Below are 19,277 nucleotides of genomic sequence, written 5' to 3'. Positions count from 1 at the left end.
CCTTCTGGACGCCGATTCACGCACGTGCGTTGTAGGTTCCTGCGATGACCGCAGAACCAGTCGTACGCGGTGGCGTGCGCCGAGACGTGGATCCCCGGCTGCTGCGCGCCTTCGTGGCGGTCGCGGAGGAGCTGCACTTCACCCGCGCGGCCGCCCGGCTGTACGTCGCCCAGCAGGCGCTGAGCCGCGATGTGCGGCGCCTGGAACGGGAGTTGGGTACGGAGCTCTTCGCCCGTACGACCCGGCAGGTCACGCTGACCGCCGACGGCGAGCGGCTGCTGCCGTACGTGCGCCGGGTCCTGGCGGCCCAGGACGACCTGGCCGACGCCGTCACCGGCCCCGCGCGGCCGCTGCTCGTCGACGTGAACAGTCCGGGCCTGGTCTTCGGGCGCGTCCTGGAACGGGCCCGCGAACTCGCCCCGGAGTGCGAGCTGATGGCCCGTTTCGAGAGCGGGCTCACCGGCGCGGCGGCCGAGATGGTGGCCGGGCGGCTCGACGCCTCCTTCGGGCGGTTCGCGGGGCTCGGACCCGGGTTGCGGGCGGGGCTCTCCCAACAGCCCGTGCGGTACGAGCCGATGGCCGTACTGCTGCCGTCCGGGCACCCGCTGGCGGAGCTCGACGCGGTGCCGCTCGACGCGCTCGCGGGCGAGACCGTGTACGCGGGCGCGGGCAACCCCAGGACGCCCGAGTGGACCGACCTCGCGCGTCGGCTCTTCGAGGGGCGCGGCATCGGCATCGCGCCACCCGCGCCGCTCGCCGTCGGTGTCGAGGAGTTCGAACGGGTCATGGCGAAGAGCCGCAATCCGGTCCTGGCGGTGGTGGACTTTCCGGCCATGCCGGGAGCGGAGCTGCGGCCGCTGACCGACCCCGTGCCGCTCTCACCGGTGTCGCTGGTGTGGCGAAAAGGCCTTGTTCATCCGGGTATCACCGCCTTGCGGGCGGCGGCCGCGGCGCTCGCGGCCGAGGAAGGGTGGTTGGAGATGCCCGCGCACGCGTGGGTTCCCGCCGCAGATTCACTCATCATGATGAGCCGAGCCTGACTGATAAGCACACTCCGACTCCGGCGCGTACACATGGCTCAGTGCAGTGGCACAGGGGGGAGCGCTCGGCTCGGGTGGGGGCCCGGTCCGGACAGCGGGCATTCGTGGCCGCACGCGCACCCCGAGTCGGTTACGTGGGGGTTTGTACGTGCGCATGGAAACGTGGCGAGAAGCTGCCCGGCCAGGAGATACCCATGATCCGAACGAGGTGACCGTTCAGATCGACGGCCTGGGGCGACAACTGGCGGACCTGTCCGCCGAAGTCGGCCGGGAGAGCGCGGCCGACGGCCCGGTCTTCGTCGACGCGACGGGCCGGCGCGGCCGCAGGTACCGCCGGTTCGGCGTGATCGTCGGCCTCGTCTGCGCGGTGTACGCGGCGGTCATCGTCGGCACGCTGTTCTCCGGCAACTCCAGCGCGCCCTGGCTGCCCATGCCAGGCCCCGGGGACGACAGGCCCGCGAGCACGGTGGACACGCCGCCCGGCCGCTCGGCGGCTCCGGCCGGTCCGCCCGCCCCGGGCCGGGTGCCCCCACCGGCCGAGGCGACGGACGACTCCGGCACGGCGCCCGAACTCGGCGTCGGCGTCGGGCCCGCCCCCTCCCGTGCCGAGGACGGCGGCCCGACCGGCGCGCGGCCGGGACCCGACGCCGCGGACCGCGACACCGAGCCCGCCCCCGGCCCGGACCCGACGGGCGGCGCCCCCGCCCCGGCCCCGACCGGCGGCACCGCGGGCCCGCACCCCGCCCCGACCGAACCGGCCTCCCCGCCCGTGGACCCACCCCCGGGGCCGGGCTCCCCGGCGCCCGGGGCCAACGGCGGTGGCGGGGGCGGCACGGCTGGCGGAGGCAGCGGCAGCGAGGTTCCCGCCGGCTATACGCCTCCCGCCGCGGCCCCGGGTACCGGGTCGTCCTCGGGGGGCGTACAGCGATGAACTCCCGTACCACCGGGGGCTGGGCGGACCGCTTCCGGAAGGGCGCCGCGCGGGGCCGCCGTGCCCAGAGCCGCCGTACGCAGCCCTCCCGCGCGGCTCATCGCCACCGCTCCGGGCAGCACGGGGGAGCACCCGTCGGCGCGCCCGGCCCGCCCGGTATGCCCGGCCCGCCGCGGCCTTCGCCCGCCGCACCCGCCCCACCCCGCGCGACGACCCGCCGCAACCGCCGTCGCCTGCCCCTGCGCTACCTGCTGCCCTCCCTGCTGCTCGTCGCGCTGCTCGCGATGCTGATGCTGCGCGGGTACGTGCACAGCGAGATCCTCGCCGACCACCGCGTCAGGCCGCCCGCGCCCACCGACCACGTACCGCGCAAGATCCTGGAGGGCGGCCCGGTCATCGACACCCGGGGCGGCCGGGAGGCCACGCTGAGCGTGCCCGACCACCGGCTCGTGCTGACCTTCGACGACGGCCCCGACCCGAAGTGGACGCCCAGGATCCTCGACGTCCTCGCGGAGCACCACGCCCACGCCGTCTTCTTCGTCACCGGCACCATGGCCTCGCGCTATCCCGACCTCGTCCGGCGCATGGTGGACGAGGGGCACGAGGTCGGCCTCCACACGTTCAACCACCCCGACCTCTCCTACCAGTCCACCGGCCGCATCGACCGGGAACTGTCGCAGAGCCAGCTCGCCCTCGCGGGCGCGGCAGGCATCCGGACCTCGCTCTTCCGCCCGCCGTACTCGTCCTTCGCGGACGCCCTGGACGACATGTCGTATCCAGTCACCAAGTACGTGGGCAGCCGCGGCTACCTCACCGTCGTCAACGACACCGACAGCGAGGACTGGAAGCGCCCCGGCGTCAAGGCGATCGTCCGCAGGGCCACGCCCCGGGACGGCGCGGGCGCCGTCGTCCTCATGCACGACTCCGGCGGCGACCGCTCCCAGACCGTCGCCGCGCTCGACCGCTTCCTTCCCGAACTGCGCGAGCGCGGTTACGAGTTCACCCACCTGACCGGCGCCCTGGGCGCACCGAGCGCGCACACCCCGGTGACCGGCGTCGAGCTGTGGAAGGGAAAGGCCTGGGTCGTCCTGGTCGGCGCGTCCGAGCACCTCACCGACGCGCTCGTCGTGGCACTCGTCGTCATCGGCGTACTGGTCCTCACCCGCTTCGGGCTGATGCTGCTGCTCTCGGCGGTGCACGCGCGCCGGGTGCGCGCGCCGGACTTCCGCTGGGGTCCGCCGGTCACCGAGCCGGTCTCGGTCCTGGTCCCGGCCTACAACGAGGCCAAGTGCGTGGAGGCGACGGTCCGTTCGCTGACGGCGGGCGACCACCCCGTCGAGGTCATCGTCGTCGACGACGGCTCGTCGGACGGCACGGCGCTCCTCGTGGAGGGGCTGTGCCTGCCGGACGTACGCGTCGTACGCCAGCAGAACGCGGGCAAGCCCGCCGCCCTCAACCGCGGCCTGGCCAACGCCCGGCACGACATCATCGTGATGATGGACGGCGACACCGTCTTCGAACCGTGCACCGTCCGCGAGCTCGTGCAGCCCTTCGGCGACCCGCGCGTGGGCGCCGTCGCGGGCAACGCGAAGGTCGGCAACCGCGACACCCTCATCGGCGCCTGGCAGCACATCGAGTACGTGATGGGCTTCAACCTCGACCGCCGGATGTACGACGTGCTGCGCTGCATGCCGACCATCCCGGGCGCGGTCGGCGCGTTCCGGCGCACCGCCCTGGAGCGGGTCGGCGGCATGAGCGACGACACGCTCGCCGAGGACACCGACATCACCATGGCGCTGCACCGCGACGGCTGGCGGGTCGTGTACGCCGAGCGGGCGCGCGCCTGGACCGAGGCCCCGGAGTCGGTCCAGCAGCTCTGGTCCCAGCGCTACCGCTGGTCGTACGGCACGATGCAGGCGATCTGGAAGCACCGCGGGGCGGTCGTCGAGTCCGGTCCCTCCGGCCGCTTCGGCCGGGTGGGCCTTCCGCTGGTGTCGCTGTTCATGGTCCTCGCCCCGCTCCTGGCCCCGCTGATCGACGTCTTCCTCCTCTACGGCCTGGTCTTCGGCCCCACCGGGAAGACCGTCGCCGCGTGGCTCGGCGTGCTCGGGGTGCAGGCGGCCTGCGCGGCGTGGGCGTTCCGCCTGGACCGCGAACGACCGACCCACCTGATCGCGCTGCCCCTCCAGCAGATCCTCTACCGGCAGTTGATGTACGTCGTGCTGCTGCAGTCCTGGATCACCGCGCTCACCGGCGGCCGGCTCCGCTGGCAGAAGCTGCGGCGTACGGGGGCGGTGGCGGCGCCCGTCTCCATTCCGCGACAGCGGTCGGGCGGGCACGAGCGGAGGCCGGTCGGATGAGCCGTGGCCATGTACCGGGGCATGTACCCGTACCGGAGCCTGTACCTGTACGGGTACCGGAAGATGTATTGGTGCCGGAACCCGCTCCGGCCCCGCCGCCTTCGGCCGCGCCCGGCAAGCAGCCGGGCGGCCGCGACCGCTACCTCGACCTGCTCCGCTCCCTCGCGCTCGTCCGCGTCGTCCTGTACCACCTCTTCGGCTGGGCCTGGCTGACGATCCTCTTCCCCTCCATGGGCGTGATGTTCGCGCTGGCGGGTTCGCTGATGGCGCGTTCGCTGAAGCGCCCGGCGCGGGAGGTGGTGCTCGGCCGCGTCCGCCGCCTCCTGCCGCCCATGTGGGTGTTCGGCGCGGTGGCGCTCCTCCTGCTCTTCGCGGGCGGCTGGAACGTCTCCGACGACCCCGACCACGGGGGCACCTGGGGCCTGTTGTCGCTCCTGAACTACCTCGTCCCGGTGGGCGCTCCGCCCTACCCGTGGCACGTGGGCGACGCGACGGGCCTCCTGGAGGCCACCTGGGCGGACCAGGCGGTGGGCCCGCTCTGGTACATCCGCGCGTACCTGTGGTTCGTCATCGCGTCCCCCCTGCTGCTGTGGGCGTTCCGCAGGCTCCCGTGGGCGACGCTGCTCGCACCGCTGGCGCTGACGGCGATGCTCGGCACCGGTGTCGTCACGATCCCCGGCGAGGCGGGCGACGCGGTCTCGGACTTCGCGGTCTACGGCAGCTGTTGGATCCTGGGCTTCGCGCATCAAGAGGGCGTGCTGGCGCGGGTGCCCCGCTACCTGGCGGTGTCGGCGGCGGCCCTCGTCATGGCGTTCGGCCTGTGGTGGGCGTCGGGCCATCCGGGCCCGGACGGCTGGGACCTGAACGACATCCCGCCGGCGCAGGCGACGTGGTCGTTCGGCTTCGTGGTCATCCTGCTCCAGTACGCCCCGTCGTGGCGGGAGTTGCCGGGACGGCTCGCGAAGTGGGACCGGCTGGTCACGCTCTCCAACAACCGCGCGGTCACGATCTACCTCTGGCACAACCTCCTCATCATGGCGACGGTGCCGATCATCGACATGGCGTACGACCTACCCCTCATGGAGGACGAACGCTGGAGCGCGGCGCTCGACTCCACGTACATGCTGTGGATGACCGTGCTGGTCTGGCCGTTGATCGCCCTGATGGTGGCGGCCGTGGGCTGGGTCGAGGACCTGGCGGCGAAACGGAAGCCGAGGCTGTGGCCGACGGGCCCGGAGCGGAGGCCGCGCGGGCGGCGCCGCTGACCGGATCGAGCCGGTGACCGGGAACGAGCCGGTGACCGGGAACGAGCCGGTGCCCGGGAACGAGCCGGTGACCGGGAACGAGCCGGTGACCGGGAACGAGCCGGTGACCGGATCAATGCGTTGTGCGACTGTTACGTACGGGCAGGTGATCGCAATGGGCTGAAATGCCGCACTAAAGCCGGGCGTTGACCGCTCGGCACACACGGGCCACAGCGACACCACAGGCAACATCGTTCGCTTGAGCGAACATCACCGTTCGTGAAACCCGCCGTCCCTGACGGGGTTGCCGCCCCCACCAAGCAAATAGTTGCGATTGCAAGCTAGCTGTCGTTGATGGTCCGTAATGATCTCGACGCCTCCTGTAGTCAACTCCTAAGCTGACGGCTCTCCCTGCCGCTCGCGACCCCACCATGAGCCGGGCGGCGGACCCACCTCTGCCAGGAGATCTCTTTGCTTTACAGGAAGACCGCGCTGCGCGTCGCCGCCCCCCTCGCCGTACTGGCGCTCGCGCTCACCGCTTGCGGTGGCGGTGACGACAAGAAGTCGGACGACAAGAAGGCGGACGCCCCCAAGTCCCAGAACAAGCCGGCCGAGCCCACCACGCTGAAGGTCGGCGAGACCACCACGGGCAAGGTGAAGGAGGGCGACGCGACCGTCACGTACGACGTCGCCGCCCAGAAGGTCGACGTGGGCACGGAGGCGGAGACCAAGAAGCTGGTCTCGGACCCCAAGAAGGCGAAGGGCCTGGTCGTGGCGACCGCCCACATGAAGATCACACACAAGGCCGGCGCCCCGCTCAAGGACACCCCGGACGTGGCGGAGACGACGGAGATCTACGCGGACGGCACCCGCGGCGGCCTCCTCATCGGCGCCGCCGAGGACGCGCCGGGCTGCGAGGACGAGCTGGAGCTCGAGGGCTGGAAGACGGGCGAGACCCACGTCCTCTGCGAGACGTACCTGGTGCCGGCGGGCTCCAAGTCCCTTGAGGTCCACTGGGCCGAGAAGGAGGACGGCAAGCCGGTGATCTGGAAGCTGGCGGGGGCGTAACGGTCGAGCGGGGGGTGGCTGGGCGCGGTCCTGGCCACTCACCGTACGGCCCGGTGAACCCGCCGTTGGCATGGCACAGCCCTCATGGATAGCTTGGTTCACCCCATCCCCTCCATGCACTGACTTGCACCTTCCCCCACAGGAGCTGACCGTGAACCGCCGCCCCACCTTGCTCGCAGCGACCGCCCTGGCTGCCGCTGCGGTCCTCTCGCTCTCGGCCTGCGGAGGGAGTGACGGAGACGCCAAGGGCAGCGACAAGATCGCGGGTGCGGACTCGGATTCGGGTGACAAGGCGAGCGGGTCGCCGTCCGGGAAGGCGTCCGACGACGGGGTCGACCGTCCGGAGATCAGGTTGCCCAAGGGCGTGCAGAACGTCTTCGAGGGTGGCAAGACCGGAGACCCGAAGAAGGACGCCGTGCTGGCGGACAACGAGCGGTGGGTGGACTCACTGATCGAGGCGGTCACTGTTCAGGCCAAGGATCATCCGGCGCTGAAGTTCTACGCGGCGGGCGACGGCCTGATCTCGTCGGCGGAGTACATCCAGGGCTTCCAGGAGAAGAAGAAGACCTTCGTCGGGACCATTCGGTACTACGACCGTCAGGTCACCTTCCTCAAGGACGGTGTCGCAGCGGTGTCGTACTGCAAGGACGGCACCAAGACGTACCCCAAGGATCTGAAGACCGGCAAGGTGGACAGGTCGATCGCGCCTTCCGCGAGCGACTACGCCTTCGTCAACACCCGTGTGAAGAAGAACGGCAAGGGTGTGTGGCAGACCGATTCCGTCACGTCCACGACGGCGTCCAAGAAGTGCACGCCGTGAGGGCTCGGAAGCCGTCGTCCCACTGGATCGCTCCCGGCCTCGCGGTGGCTGTGGCCCTGATCCCCGCGACCGCCTACGCCGGAGGCGGCGACACCGTCGGCGGCGGCGACGTCGGGCGCGAGCAGCATTCGCAGGGCACTCGCCAAGGCAAGAACCTAGGCGTCGAGACCAAGATCCAGACAACGGTCGAAGGCAGCCCGCACTCCGCGAAGACCGGCACGCTCACGCCCGCCAACAGCAACTGGGACCCGCCCGCCTGCTGGTACGAGCCCGCGTACACCCCGAAGCAGATCGAGGCCACGGTCAAGGCGATCCGTCAGATGAAGGTCTTCGGGATCGGCGACTTCGTGGGTGGGGTCTTCGACTCGTACTTCAAGGAAGGCCACCCCTACAAGGACTACAACCTCGACAAGCAGGGTGACGGACGGTTCTGGGCGGCGGCCGTGGACGAGAAGCGCAAGGACGAGCCGAGCGCCAAGGCCTGCGACAAGCTCCCGTTCTGGGTGCCGAACGGCGAGCCGCCGAAGGAGCGGCTCGCGGTCACTCCCAAGATCCTCGCCGAGTACGCGTACGGTCAACTCCCGGTCCCCGACACCGAGATCGAGATGGCGCCCGAGGGCGAGACGAAGGTCAACCTGCCGACGTGGGTGTGGCTGGACAAGGCCAGGTTCAAGAAGGTCTCGGTGACCGCGAGCCTGCCGGGGACGGACCTCTCCGCCACGACCACCGCCGAGCCGGTCTCCCTGACGATCGAACCGGGCACGGGGGATGCCGAGACGTACCCGGCCTCCGGCGAGTGCCCCATCGAGAACGGCCACATCGGCAGGCCCCGCGCCAAGGGCACGCCCGCGGACACGGATCCGCCGTGCGGGGTCCGGTACCTGCGGTCCTCGGGCGACGGCCCGTACGAACTCCGGGCCACCCTCACGTGGAAGGTGAGCTGGACGAGCACGGCGGGAGAGGGCGGAGACCTGCCTGCCGGGGAATTCGGTGCGGGTCAGGATGTGCTGGTGCGAGAGGTGCAGTCGGTCAATCGGAGTCCGCGCGCTTAGCGTTTAGGCCTTGGCTGTTGGGCTGCCTTCAGCGTCCGTATCAGGGCGTGCAGGGGTGCGGGGGCTGTGACGAGGATGGTCTCCGGGGTGTCGCTTTCGCGGAGGTGGATCGTGGTGGGGGCGGGGGCCGCCACGTATACGCAGTTCGAGGAGTCGGGACTGAACGTGGACTTCTGCCAGGGCGGGGTGGGCATCTCCGGCATGACTGGTGCCTCTCAGGTGTCCTGGGCGATGCGGTGGATGAGGTCGCGGGACTCGGCGGGCCCCAGCGCGCTCTCCTCCATGCGGGCAATCACGAAGCGGTACTTCTCCAACTGTGCTTCGGCGTCGAGGAACTCGCAGCCGTGGTGCGCGTCCAGCTGGACTGTATCGAGCTGTGGCACGGGGCCACTGAGGTAGTCGATGGGCTGCCCCGTGCCGGGAAAGGAGCCCCGGCCGAACGGGAGAACGCGCACGGTGACGTGTTCGAGCTCGCTCATCTCCAGGATGTGGTGGAGCTGGTCCCGCACGGTGGAGGCTCCGCCGTATCCCATGTGCATGGCGGACTCGTGGATGACTGCTCGGTACGGGGGCGGGACCTCTCGGTGGAGGATGGCCTGCCGTTTGATGCGGTGGGTGACACGGTGTTCGATCTCGTGCTGCCGCAACGGCGGAACTGCCTCGTTGAAGAGCGCCCGAGCGTGGGCGGTCGTCTGGAGCAAGGCCGGGATGTGGACGACCAGGGCGACTCGCAGCGCCGACGCGTGATGCTCCAGCTCGGCGAGGTCGATCAGGCCCACGGGGAGATGCTCTCGGTAGTCGTCCCACCAGCCGCGGGTCCGGCGGCCCGTCATGGCGGCCAGGGCATCGACGAGGGGCAGGTCGGAGCAGTCGTAGGCACGCGCCGTGGCGCGGACGCGGTCGGCGCTGATGGGTGTTCGGCCGGTCTCGATCATGCTGACGCGGGCTTGGTTGACGCCGAGGCGGACGGCTGCCTGCGTTGCGGTCAGTCCGGCCCGCTCGCGGAGCTTGCGCAGCTCGGCTCCGAGGCGGCGCTGGCGCAGTGTGGGGCTGCTGGTGGGTGGCAAGTGGCGTCCTCTCGCGGCGCGTTGCGGCTTCTCGGTCCCTCACATGAGTGAAGTACGGATACATCTGGGGAGTTTAGTTAGAAGTATCTAACTCTTCGCCCTACGGTGAATCTCGTACCGCTCAACTCGCAAAACCGTCTGGCGGAAGCGCACCACATCCGTGGCATTGCCACCGCATGGCGACAACTGCGTCGAGCGGACCGAATCCCCTTCCTCCCAGGAGCCATCCATGGTCACCGTAACCCCACCCGAAGGCTGGTCCTACGCGCTTCACCTGCCCCACGATCCCCGCGCCCCGCGCGTCGCCCGGATGACCCTGCGCGCGGCCCTCGCCGGGCACGGTATGGCCGAACTCGGCGACGTAGCGGAGCTGTTGACGTCCGAGCTGGTCACCAATGCCTACCGGCACACCCAAGGGCCCGCCTCGCTGCGACTGCGGTCCGTGCGGGCGGGGCGGCTCCGCGTGGGGGTGTGGGACACCAGTTCCCACATTCCCGCCCCCTTCGACAAGCCGCCCGGAGCCTTCGGGGGCCCAACGGCGCCGCCCGCTCCGGAGGGTGCCGGTGGCGGGCGGGGGCTGTATCTCGTATGCGAGTGTGCCGACTCGTGGGGCGGGTGGCTGCTCGGGCATGAACTCACCGGCCGGGGCGGCAAGTTGCTGTGGTTCGAGCTGGACCGCAGAGGGATCAGTAGCCGACCGTGAATCGTGCGCGGTGGTGGGCGGGGTGCTCCGCCTCGTCCAGGAGCGCCACCGCGAAGTCCTCCATGGAGATCGCCGAGTTGCCGTCCGCGTCCACCAGCAGCTCGTCCTTGGAGAGGCGGTACGTGCCGGTGCGTACGCCGGGTTCGAAGCGCGCCGCCGGGCTCACGTACGTCCAGTCCACGTCCGTCTCCGTCGTGCGCACCGCGTCGTACTGGGCGTTGGACGCCTCGGCGATGTGACGCCAGGCCGCGGGCACGAAGCGCGGGTCGTCGATCGCGAGGACCCCCTCCGCGCCGGGCACCGTGAGGCTGCCCGCACCGCCGACCACCAGCAGGCGGACGCCCGTGCCCGCCAGGCCCTCGAACAGCGCCCGGGACACGGCGGCGTGGTCGTCCTCGCGGCCCGGGGCCGGTCTCGTGGCGTTGACCACCAGGTCCTGTTGCGCGCTCAACTCCCTTACCTCGTACGGGTTCGCCGCGTCGCCCGTGCGGTGTGCCGCGTCGGGGTGCAGCTGCGTGAAGCGGGCGGCGTCGCGGACGACGGCGGTCACCTCGTGGCCCCGGGAGAGGGCTTCGGTGACGATGCGGCTGCCGGTGTTTCCTGCTGCTCCGAAGACGGTGATGCGCATGGGAGTGCTCCTTGGGATAGCGGTTCTCGGGGTCGTGGGTGCGTGAGGAGGGGGCGTCAGCTCGACTTGGGCTTCCGGGGACCGGAGGCCTTGGCCTGGCCGAGGAGCACGCTTGCCAGCACCAGGGCCAGGCCGACGAGCTGCCACACGGTCAGGGTCTGGCCCAGGAGCAGCAGGCCCGCGAGCGTGGCGACCACCGGGTTGGTCAGGCCGAGGAAGGAGAGCGAGGACGCGGGGAGGCGTTCGATGCCGCGGAACCACAGGGCGTACGCGAGGGCCGTGCCGATGATGCCGAGGTAGGCGTATCCGGCGATGTTGGAGCCGGTGAAGTGGTCGGGCAGGCCCTCGGCGGTGAGGGCGACGGGGGCCAGGATGAGGCCGCCCGCGGTCAACTGCCACCCGGTCAGGGCCAGTAGCGAGACGCCCTCGGGGCGGCCCCACCGCTTGCTGAGCACCACGGCGAAGGCCATCAGCGTGGTGGCCGTCAGCATCGCCACGATTCCCGCGAGGTCGACCACCGCGCTGCCGCGCAGGACGAGGAGGGCGACGCCCGCGACGCCGACGAACCCCGCGATCAACGTACGGCGGGTGGGGCGCACCTTCAGTACGCCGACCCCGAAGCCCGCCACGAGGAGCGGCATGACCGCGCTGATCGTCGAGGCGACGCCGCCGGGCAGGTGGTAGGCGCCGAAGAAGACGAGCGGGAAGAAGGCGCCGAAGTTGAGCACGCCGAGCACGGCCGCTTTCCACCACCAGTCGCCGCGCGGCAGGCGCCGGGTGAGGGCGAGGAGGATGAGCCCGGCGGGCAGGGCGCGCAGGGCGGCGGCGAGCAACGGCCGGTCGGGGGGCAGGAGTTCGGTGGTGGTGACGTAGGTGGTGCCCCAGGTGGCGGGGCCGATGGCGGCGAGGGCGGCGATGCCGGCGGCGGCCTTGGCGGAGGGGCGGGGTGCCGGTGTCGAGGCCTGTGCCGGGGCCGGGGCCGGGGCCGAGTGGCTTCCGGTGGCGGTCGGGCGGTGAGCGCTGGTGATGGACATGATGTTCCCCCTCGTCGTTCCCCTGAACGCTGTTATTCTCAACGTTGAGATAAATATGAGCCCTGGGTCTGTGAACGTCAAGTATCTGAACGTTGAGAGATTGCGGGAGGGGATCCGGCTCCGGTGCAGGAGGAGGAAGCGCATGGCCGCTCAGGAAGCCGCCGACCAGGAGGGCGTGGAGGCGGGGGGAGCCGACGCCATCGACGAACTGCGCGCGCAATGGCGCCGCGAACGCCCCGACCTGGACCTCGCGCACCTGGACGCGATGGCCCTGGTGGGCCGCATCAAGCGCGCCGACCACCTGCTGAGCAAGGGCATGAAGCGGGTCTTCGTCGAGTACGGCCTGGAGTTCCCGGAGTTCGACGTCCTCGCCACGCTCCGCCGGGTCGGCGCCCCGCACGAACTGACCGCGGGCGGTCTGCTCAAGACGGCGATGGTGACCTCCGGGGCCATCACCAACCGCCTCGACAAGCTGGAACGCAAGGGCCTGATCCAACGCCGCCCCGACCCCGACGACCGCCGCGCCATCCGCGTCCGCCTCACCGAGGAGGGCAAGGACCTGGTCGACCGCGCGGTGGTCGACCACGTGGCGAACGAGGACCACATGCTGGCGGCGCTGACCTCGGAGGAGCGCGCGGCGCTCGACGGGGCGTTGCGTCGGCTGCTGGTGTCGCTGGGGGACACGCATCTGGGGTGAGTCATGGGTAGCTTGGTGCGCTCCGGAGAACCTTCGCCCCACAGGAGCCGACCGTGAACCGCCGACCTGCCCTGTCCGCAGCGGCCGCCCTGACCGCTGCGGCGGTCTTCTCCCTCTCTGCCTGCGGAGGGGGAGGCAGTGGTTCCGAAGACAACGACAAGATCGCGGGCGCCGGCTCGGGGGATGAAGCCGAGAAGTCCCCCTCGGCCTCGCCCGACGGGATCGATCGGCCCAAGATCTCCGTACCGAAGGACGTCGACCTGGTATTCGCTCCCGAGACGGCGGGTGACGCCAAGGCCGACGCGGTGCTGCGCGACAACGCGGAGTACTGGCGGGCCATCGTCGAGTCGATCGAGAAGCAGGATCCGAAGTCGGACGCTGTGCGGTTCTACAGCAAGGGGTCGGGGCTGCTCGGGACGATCGAGTGGTCCGGCAACTTCATCAAGTCCGACCTGACACTGGCGGGAACGGTGCGCTTCACCGACCGCAAGGTCAAGTTCAGCAAGGACGGCTCGGCCGGCCTCACGTACTGCTCGGACGAGTCCAAAGGCTTCACGAAGGACCGCAAGACCGGGAAGAAGCACGTCACGCCGGCCAGCACGGACTCGTACATCCTCTACAACGACCGTCTGCGCAAGACCGCCGACGGCGTGTGGCAGCTCACCAACAGCACGTCGGAGATGGGCAGCGCGCGGTGCCGACCGTGAGCCGGAAGGGCGCCGTGGTGGCGACGCTCGCCGCCATGGCTGTCACCAAGTTTGTCGAGCTCCCCGAACTCCTGCGTGCCTATGTGTCGACGCAGGTCGCGAACCACTCCCGTGACGGGGAGCTGATGCCGCCGGGCGACCTGGACACGGCCGAGGTTCCTTCCCGTGCCATGCGGTCCTATCTGCGTGTGGCGGCTCTTCACCCTGGCCGGGCCGGGCGGGTGATGGCCGAGATCGAGCTTCTGCTGCAGTTGGGGCCCGTCGACGAGGTGTTCGACGCGCTCGATGACGCGGGCGTCCCGCCGGAGCGGCTCAGGCCCTCGGACGGCAAGGATCCCGATGAGTTCTTCGGGCTGATGTTGCCGCACCTTCGTGCGTTCGTCGCGGACGGCGAGCGCGCCGATGCCGCGTCCCCGGAGTCCAGATGGGAGTGGAAGAACCGGTATGTGGCCATCAGTCGGTTGATGAGCGGCGGGTTTCACCCGGACTGCCTCGACTTCTTTCCGGACCGCGATGCTGTGGTGGACGGCTACTTCGTGGGTGAGCAGCCCGAATACGCTCGCGCGATGTTGCGCGACATCGAGGCGCTCCGGTCCGTCGCTCCGACCGACGAGGGGTTGGAGGAGGCCTTGTCCGGGATGGGCTGCGGGTTGCTCGCGCCGCCGGACATGACCTCCTGGGAGTGGATGCGGCGCATCGAGGACCGGCTCCGGCTCAAGGTGGGGGAGTGGGAGGGCCGGGCGTGAAACGCGACCCTCGCCTCCTCCCCGCCCTCCCCGGGTAACCGGCCCGCCCCTCACCACCCCACCCCACCCCAAGTGAGAGCAACGTTCCCCCACGGTCACCGGAGGCCACGAGGTGGAAATGCGGGGTGTCTAGCTTCGGGAGGCGTGGGGTCGTCGTTGTGGGGCGGCCGGGGCGAGCTCTGGAGGCGCGTGATGTGGATCGAGCGGTGGGAACCGGAGGACGAGAGGTTCTGGAAGGAGGAGGGCGGGGAGCGGGTCGCGCGGCGGAACCTGGTGTTCTCCGTGCTGTCCGAGCACGTCGGGTTCTCCGTGTGGAGCCTGTGGTCGGTGATGGTCCTGTTCATGGGGCCGGAGTACGGGATCGACGCCGCCGGGAAGTTCTTCCTCGTGTCGATGGCGACCCTCGTCGGGGCCGTCGTCCGCGTCCCGTACACCTTCGCCGTGGCGCGGTTCGGAGGGCGCAACTGGACCGTCATCGCCGCCTCCCTGCTGCTCCTGCCGACCGTCGCCGCCTTCGTCGTCATGGAGCCGGGGACGTCGTACGGCACCTTCATGGCGTGTGCGCTGCTCACCGGCATCGGTGGCGGCAACTTCGCCTCCAGCATGACCAACATCAACTCCTTCTTCCCGCTGCGGCAGAAGGGGTGGGCCCTCGGGCTCAACGCCGGGGGCGGCAACATCGGCGTGCCCGTGGTGCAGCTCGTGGGGCTCGCCGTCATCGGCGCGGGCGGCGGGCCGCGCCTCGTGCTCGGCATCTACATCCCGCTCGTCCTCGTCTCCGCCGTCTGCGCCTTCCTCTTCATGGACAGCATCTCGTCCGTCCGCAACGACACGGGGGCGGTCAGGGCGGCGGTCCGCGACCCGCACACGTGGATCATGTCGTTCCTGTACGTGGGGACGTTCGGGTCGTTCATCGGGTACGGCTTCGCCTTCGGCCTCGTCCTGCAGACGCAGTTCGGGCGCACGCCCCTGGAGGCCGCCCAGCTGACCTTCGTCGGGCCGCTGCTCGGCTCGCTGATCCGGCCCGTCGGCGGGCGGCTCGCCGACCGGTTCGGCGGGGCGCGCATCACGCTGGGGAACTTCGTCGGGATGGGCGCCGCGACCGGCGTGGTCGTCGTCGCGTCCGTGCGGGAGTCCCTGCCGCTGTTCGTCGGCGCGTTCGTCGCGCTGTTCGTGCTCACCGGGCTCGGCAACGGATCGACGTACAAGATGATCCCCGGGATCTTCCAGACGAAGGCCGAGGCCAAGGGGCTCGGGGGGGAGGCGGCCGCGGCGTACGGGCGGCGGCTCTCCGGGGCGGCGATGGGGCTGATCGGGGCCGTCGGCGGGCTCGGTGGGCTCGGCATCAACCTCGCCCTGCGGCAGTCCTTCCGTACGGTCGGCTCCGGCACGGGGGCCTACGTCGCCTTCCTCCTCTTCTACGGGGTGTGCTCCCTCGTCACCTGGGCCGTATACCTTCGGGGAGCTGCCGCCCGTACGGCCGGAGCCACCGACCCCGAGGAGAAGCCGCAGCTCAGCTACGCCGAGGTGTGACACGGCACGGCCGAGACGTGACGTAACACGGCGGACATCGGAGCGAACCGGGACCGTCACGCGCCGTTGACAGGCTCGGTCGTCCGCCGCCCACGAGCACCCCGAGCCACGAGCGGAACGGAAGCCACGAGCAGGACGAGAGCCACGAGCGGGACGAGACGAGACAGAGCTATGCACGACACCTCAGCGAACACCCCGGCCGGCGACGCCCCTCCCCTCGCCGGCTTCACCGTCGGCGTGACCGCGGCCCGGCGCGCCGACGAGCTCGGCACGCTGCTCCAACGGCGCGGCGCCGCCGTGTTGCACGCCCCCGCGCTGCGCATCGTGCAGCTCGCCGACGACAGTGAACTCCTCGACGCCACCAAGGAGTTGATCGACCACGCGCCGGACGTCGTGGTCGCCACCACCGCCATCGGGTTCCGCGGCTGGGTCGAGGCCGCCGACGGCTGGGGGTGCGGGGAGGCCCTGATCCAGTGTCTGCGCGGGGTCGAACTGCTCGCCCGCGGACCGAAGGTGAAGGGCGCCGTGCGGGCCGCGGGGCTCACCGAGGACTGGTCGCCCTCCTCCGAGTCCATGGCGGAGGTGCTCGACCGGCTGCTCGGCGAGGGCGTCGCGGGGCGGCGCGTCGCCCTGCAGCTGCACGGCGAGCCGCTGCCCGGCTTCGTCGAGGCGCTGCGGGCCGGGGGAGCGGAGGTCGTCCTGGTGCCCGTCTACCGGTGGCTGCCGCCGGAGGACCTCACCCCCGTGGACCGGCTCCTCGACGCGGCCGTCGGGCGCGGTGTCGACGCGCTCACGTTCACCAGCGCGCCCGCCGCCGCGTCGCTGCTCGCCCGCGCCGAGGAGCGGGGCATGACGGCCGAGCTGCTCGCCGCCCTGCACCACGACGTGCTCGTCGCCTGCGTGGGTCCCGTCACCGCGCTGCCGCTGCAGTCCCTCGGCGTGGACACCGTGCAGCCCGAACGCTTCCGGCTCGGCCCGCTAGTCCAGGTGCTGTGCAAGGAACTCCCTTCCCGCGCAAGGGTGTTGGCCGTCGGCGGGCATCGCGTGGAGATCCGCGGCCAGGCCGTCCTGGTCGACGGCGATGTGCGCGCCGTACCGCCCGCGGGCATGGCGCTGCTGAACGCCCTCGCCCGGCGGCCCGGCTGGGTGGTGGCCCGCGCAGAGCTGCTGCGCGCGCTGCCGGGCGCGGGGCGCGACGAGCACGCGGTGGAGTCCGCGATGGCCCGCCTGCGTACGGCGCTCGGGCAGCCGAAGCTGATCCAGACGGTCGTCAAGCGGGGCTACCGGCTCGCGATCGACCCGGCGACGGGGTCGAAGTACGCGCAATGAGCCCGAAGTGCGCGGGTTCGCGCCCCGCGGGGGAACGCTTCTGCGGGCAACCTGGTACGCCGGGTTCCGGACCCGCCCGGGGAAGGGCACTGTAGGGGTACGCAACGGCATTCCCTCACCGGTGACCCCCAAGGCGGTGACAGACGCATGGCGTTGGGCACGGCCCCGGCCCCGTACGAGCTGCGATTCGACTCCGGGCGGAGCTGCCTGGACCTCGTGGCGACGAACCATCCCGTGGAACGGCTCTACTCCGTGGAGAGACTGCGTGCCTGGCTCGCGGGCGCGGGCCTCGTCCCGCCAGGTGCCCCGCTGCCGGGCGCGGGCCCGCAGTGGCTCGCGGCCTTCCGTGAACTGCGCGGCCACGTCGCCCAGTTGGTGCACGGCGAGATCGGGAGCCGGACCGCCGTCGCCGCCGCCGCGCTCGACCGCGTCAACGCCCTGGCGGCCGCCGCACCCCCGGCCCCCTGCGCGGTGCGCGCCCCCGACGGCACCCTGGTCCGCGTGCTGCGCGGCGACCCAGGCTGCGCGGGGCTCGTGGCCGCCGTCGCCCGGGACGCCGTCGACCTGCTCACCGACCCGGTGGCCCGCGCCCTGCTGCGCCAGTGCGAGGGCGACAACTGCCCCCTCGTCTACCTCGACACCTCCCGCGGCCGCCGTCGCCGCTGGTGCTCCAGCGAGGTGTGCGGCAACCGCGAACGGGTGGCCAGACACCGCCGCAGGGCCGCGCTCGCCCGTACGTGAGCGGGGCCCCGGGCGAGACGGGCGGGGCGGGCGGGGCGGGCGGGGCGGGCGGCCTCGCGATCAGGAACGTACGCGGGCGTTGAACGCCCGTCGCTCCTCGTACGTACCTCCGACGTGAGACCCGCCCGACCGCGCCAAAGCGCGGACACCGGAGGTGCGCGTGCGCAAGGATTCCGCCGTGGCCGATGAGCGCCCACAGCCGCACCGGCATCGCCTCGGCCGGCCCCCTGGCCCGGACGAGGAGCTGATGCGCGCCCTCTACCGCGAGCACGCGGGGCCCCTTCTCGCCTACGTGCTCCGGCTGGTGGCGGGCGACCGGCAGCGCGCCGAGGACGTCGTGCAGGAGACGCTCATCCGTGCCTGGAAGAACGCCGGTCAGCTCAACAGGGCGACCGGTTCGGTACGCCCCTGGCTGGTGACGGTCGCACGGCGCATCGTCATCGACGGCCACCGCAGCCGGCAGGCCCGGCCGCAGGAGGTCGACCCGTCGCCACTGGAGGTCATTCCCGCGGAGGACGAGATCGACAGGGCGCTGTGGCTGATGACTCTCTCGGACGCACTGGAGGACCTGACTCCCGCGCACCGGGAGGTACTTGTCGAAACCTATTTCAAAGGGCGTACGGTCAATGAGGCGGCCCGGACGCTGGGCATACCCAGCGGGACGGTGCGTTCACGGGTGTTCTACGCCCTTCGCTCGATGAAGCTGGCGCTGGAGGAGCGGGGGGTGACGACATGACCGGGGCCCACGGCCACCACGACGCGCGCCGGGACGACGAACTCCACGAGACCGTCGGCGCCTACGCCCTCGGAATCCTGGACCGGGCGGACGCCGTGCGGTTCGAGGAACACCTCACCGGGTGCGGCACCTGCCGGCACCGGCTGGAGGAGTTCTCCGGCATGGAACCGATGCTCGCGGCGCTCGCGGCGGGCCCGCCCGGCGTACCGGCGCCCGCCGAGCCGCTCGGCGCCCGGCCGGGCCCCCGCCTCGCCGAACGCCTCGCCGACGAGGTGGCGGGCCACCGGGAGCGCAGGCGCAGGCGCGGCCTGTACCTGGTCGCGGCGGCGGCCGTACTGATCGTCGGCGGCCCGTTCACCGTCCTCGCGCTGACCGGCGACGGCGGCGGCTCGAAGGACGCGGTGGCCGACCCGCACCCCACCAGCCCCGCCGAGGACGCCTTCTTCCACCACATGACGCGCAAGTCGCGCGCCACGGACCCGTCGACCGAGGTCAGCGCCACGGTCGGCACGGAGGAGAAGGCGTGGGGCACGCACGCCGTCCTGGAGCTGAAGAACGTCAAGGGCCCGCTCAAGTGCTCGCTGGTCGCGGTCGGCAAGGACGGCGAGAAGGAGACGGTCACCAGCTGGTCGGTGCCCGCGTGGGGGTACGGCATCAAGGACAGCCCGAACAAATGGGCGCGCGGCCCGCTGTACGTCCACGGGGGCGCCGCCATGGACCGCAACGACATCGACCACTTCGAGGTGACCACGTTCGACGGCAAGCGCCTGGTCGAGGTGGACGTGTAGCGCACGACAAGTGCACAGGAGGGGCCCCTTTCGCCTATGGTGGACGGCTGCTC

At 71.4% G+C, this 19,277-nt stretch carries 20 protein-coding genes; 16 read left to right on the top strand and 4 right to left on the bottom strand.

What is annotated here, in order from left to right; all coding sequences use genetic code 11:
- Positions 1–44 precede the first annotated feature (44 nt).
- The 7 genes from ACZ69I_RS33295 (at position 45) to ACZ69I_RS33265 (ending at position 8,515) form a co-directional block, all read left to right on the top strand.
- Complete coding sequence (locus tag ACZ69I_RS33295) at positions 45–1,040, top strand: LysR family transcriptional regulator (protein ID WP_470836320.1); 996 nt, start codon at positions 45–47, stop codon at positions 1,038–1,040.
- A 208-nt stretch (positions 1,041–1,248) separates the two neighbouring features.
- Complete coding sequence (locus tag ACZ69I_RS33290) at positions 1,249–1,971, top strand: hypothetical protein (protein ID WP_470836319.1); 723 nt, start codon at positions 1,249–1,251, stop codon at positions 1,969–1,971.
- Positions 1,972–2,129: 158 nt separating this feature from the next.
- Positions 2,130–4,331, top strand: coding sequence for a glycosyltransferase (locus ACZ69I_RS33285; protein WP_470836395.1), 2,202 nt, complete (start codon positions 2,130–2,132; stop codon positions 4,329–4,331).
- Positions 4,328–5,596 (top strand): acyltransferase family protein, encoded by a 1,269-nt coding sequence (locus ACZ69I_RS33280; RefSeq protein WP_470836317.1) that lies wholly within the window; start codon positions 4,328–4,330, stop codon positions 5,594–5,596. Before ACZ69I_RS33285 ends, ACZ69I_RS33280 begins: the two co-directional genes overlap by 4 nt.
- 450 nt (positions 5,597–6,046) lie before the next feature.
- Positions 6,047–6,643: a hypothetical protein gene (locus ACZ69I_RS33275; protein ID WP_470836315.1), complete on the top strand. Its 597-nt coding sequence runs from the start codon at positions 6,047–6,049 to the stop codon at positions 6,641–6,643.
- A gap of 151 nt (positions 6,644–6,794) precedes the next feature.
- Positions 6,795–7,463 (top strand): hypothetical protein, encoded by a 669-nt coding sequence (locus ACZ69I_RS33270; protein ID WP_470836314.1) that lies wholly within the window; start codon positions 6,795–6,797, stop codon positions 7,461–7,463.
- On the top strand, positions 7,460–8,515 hold the full coding sequence (locus ACZ69I_RS33265; RefSeq protein ID WP_470836312.1) for a hypothetical protein: 1,056 nt from the start codon (positions 7,460–7,462) through the stop codon (positions 8,513–8,515). Before ACZ69I_RS33270 ends, ACZ69I_RS33265 begins: the two co-directional genes overlap by 4 nt.
- On the opposite strand, the gene ACZ69I_RS33260 is transcribed toward ACZ69I_RS33265, so the two are convergent.
- Together ACZ69I_RS33260 and ACZ69I_RS33255 are read right to left on the bottom strand one after the other, a co-directional pair.
- Positions 8,512–8,709 carry a DUF397 domain-containing protein gene (locus tag ACZ69I_RS33260; RefSeq protein WP_470836394.1) on the bottom strand — a complete coding sequence of 66 codons (198 nt, stop codon included), beginning with the start codon at positions 8,707–8,709 and terminating at the stop codon, positions 8,512–8,514. The genes ACZ69I_RS33265 and ACZ69I_RS33260 overlap by 4 nt on opposite strands.
- 21 nt (positions 8,710–8,730) lie before the next feature.
- A complete protein-coding gene (locus tag ACZ69I_RS33255; protein WP_467670022.1) occupies positions 8,731–9,582 on the bottom strand; it encodes a helix-turn-helix domain-containing protein in 852 nt (283 codons plus the stop codon).
- Between the two features lie 229 nt (positions 9,583–9,811).
- Here ACZ69I_RS33255 and ACZ69I_RS33250 point away from each other — a divergent pair, with 229 nt between their 5' ends.
- Entirely contained in the window at positions 9,812–10,285 is a 474-nt protein-coding gene (locus tag ACZ69I_RS33250) for an ATP-binding protein (RefSeq protein WP_470836311.1), read from the top strand.
- Here ACZ69I_RS33250 and ACZ69I_RS33245 read toward each other — a convergent pair.
- Both ACZ69I_RS33245 and ACZ69I_RS33240 read right to left on the bottom strand, forming a co-directional pair.
- Positions 10,269–10,913 (bottom strand): NAD(P)-dependent oxidoreductase, encoded by a 645-nt coding sequence (locus tag ACZ69I_RS33245; RefSeq protein ID WP_470836309.1) that lies wholly within the window; start codon positions 10,911–10,913, stop codon positions 10,269–10,271. The genes ACZ69I_RS33250 and ACZ69I_RS33245 overlap by 17 nt on opposite strands.
- Before the next feature lie 56 nt (positions 10,914–10,969).
- Complete coding sequence (locus tag ACZ69I_RS33240; RefSeq protein WP_470836308.1) at positions 10,970–11,947, bottom strand: EamA family transporter; 978 nt, start codon at positions 11,945–11,947, stop codon at positions 10,970–10,972.
- 142 nt (positions 11,948–12,089) lie between these two features.
- Between ACZ69I_RS33240 and ACZ69I_RS33235 the strand changes: the two genes are divergently transcribed.
- From ACZ69I_RS33235 to ACZ69I_RS33200, 8 genes are all read left to right on the top strand, one after another.
- Positions 12,090–12,644 carry a MarR family winged helix-turn-helix transcriptional regulator gene (locus ACZ69I_RS33235; RefSeq protein WP_470836307.1) on the top strand — a complete coding sequence of 185 codons (555 nt, stop codon included), beginning with the start codon at positions 12,090–12,092 and terminating at the stop codon, positions 12,642–12,644.
- Between the two features lie 53 nt (positions 12,645–12,697).
- Positions 12,698–13,351: a hypothetical protein gene (locus ACZ69I_RS33230; RefSeq protein WP_470836306.1), complete on the top strand. Its 654-nt coding sequence runs from the start codon at positions 12,698–12,700 to the stop codon at positions 13,349–13,351.
- 35 nt (positions 13,352–13,386) lie between these two features.
- Entirely contained in the window at positions 13,387–14,097 is a 711-nt protein-coding gene (locus ACZ69I_RS33225) for a contact-dependent growth inhibition system immunity protein (RefSeq protein WP_470836305.1), read from the top strand.
- 192 nt (positions 14,098–14,289) lie between these two features.
- On the top strand, positions 14,290–15,630 hold the full coding sequence (locus tag ACZ69I_RS33220) for a nitrate/nitrite transporter (protein ID WP_470836393.1): 1,341 nt from the start codon (positions 14,290–14,292) through the stop codon (positions 15,628–15,630).
- 171 nt (positions 15,631–15,801) lie between these two features.
- A complete protein-coding gene (locus tag ACZ69I_RS33215; protein ID WP_470836304.1) occupies positions 15,802–16,959 on the top strand; it encodes a uroporphyrinogen-III synthase in 1,158 nt (385 codons plus the stop codon).
- Between the two features lie 147 nt (positions 16,960–17,106).
- A complete protein-coding gene (locus ACZ69I_RS33210; protein ID WP_470836302.1) occupies positions 17,107–17,700 on the top strand; it encodes a CGNR zinc finger domain-containing protein in 594 nt (197 codons plus the stop codon).
- Positions 17,701–17,854: 154 nt separating this feature from the next.
- The gene (locus ACZ69I_RS33205; RefSeq protein WP_470836301.1) at positions 17,855–18,436 is read left to right on the top strand and encodes a sigma-70 family RNA polymerase sigma factor; all 582 of its coding nucleotides are present in this window, start codon (positions 17,855–17,857) and stop codon (positions 18,434–18,436) included.
- Positions 18,433–19,224 carry an anti-sigma factor family protein gene (locus ACZ69I_RS33200; protein WP_470836299.1) on the top strand — a complete coding sequence of 264 codons (792 nt, stop codon included), beginning with the start codon at positions 18,433–18,435 and terminating at the stop codon, positions 19,222–19,224. Before ACZ69I_RS33205 ends, ACZ69I_RS33200 begins: the two co-directional genes overlap by 4 nt.
- The last annotated feature ends 53 nt before the right edge of the window (positions 19,225–19,277 follow it).

This window comes from Streptomyces sp. NPDC036815 (assembly GCF_055609205.1).
This window is presented reverse-complemented; position numbering and strand designations above follow the sequence as displayed.

Coding starts and splice junctions, on each gene's coding strand:
- ACZ69I_RS33215 (WP_470836304.1), top strand. CDS start 15,802: ATGCACGACACCTCAGCGAACACCCCGGCCGGCGACGCCCCTCCCCTC.
- ACZ69I_RS33240 (WP_470836308.1), bottom strand. CDS start 11,947: ATGTCCATCACCAGCGCTCACCGCCCGACCGCCACCGGAAGCCACTCG.
- ACZ69I_RS33200 (WP_470836299.1), top strand. CDS start 18,433: ATGACCGGGGCCCACGGCCACCACGACGCGCGCCGGGACGACGAACTC.
- ACZ69I_RS33250 (WP_470836311.1), top strand. CDS start 9,812: ATGGTCACCGTAACCCCACCCGAAGGCTGGTCCTACGCGCTTCACCTG.
- ACZ69I_RS33220 (WP_470836393.1), top strand. CDS start 14,290: ATGTGGATCGAGCGGTGGGAACCGGAGGACGAGAGGTTCTGGAAGGAG.
- ACZ69I_RS33225 (WP_470836305.1), top strand. CDS start 13,387: ATGGCTGTCACCAAGTTTGTCGAGCTCCCCGAACTCCTGCGTGCCTAT.
- ACZ69I_RS33295 (WP_470836320.1), top strand. CDS start 45: ATGACCGCAGAACCAGTCGTACGCGGTGGCGTGCGCCGAGACGTGGAT.
- ACZ69I_RS33235 (WP_470836307.1), top strand. CDS start 12,090: ATGGCCGCTCAGGAAGCCGCCGACCAGGAGGGCGTGGAGGCGGGGGGA.
- ACZ69I_RS33210 (WP_470836302.1), top strand. CDS start 17,107: ATGGCGTTGGGCACGGCCCCGGCCCCGTACGAGCTGCGATTCGACTCC.
- ACZ69I_RS33260 (WP_470836394.1), bottom strand. CDS start 8,709: ATGCCCACCCCGCCCTGGCAGAAGTCCACGTTCAGTCCCGACTCCTCG.
- ACZ69I_RS33245 (WP_470836309.1), bottom strand. CDS start 10,913: ATGCGCATCACCGTCTTCGGAGCAGCAGGAAACACCGGCAGCCGCATC.
- ACZ69I_RS33285 (WP_470836395.1), top strand. CDS start 2,130: ATGCCCGGCCCGCCGCGGCCTTCGCCCGCCGCACCCGCCCCACCCCGC.
- ACZ69I_RS33280 (WP_470836317.1), top strand. CDS start 4,328: ATGAGCCGTGGCCATGTACCGGGGCATGTACCCGTACCGGAGCCTGTA.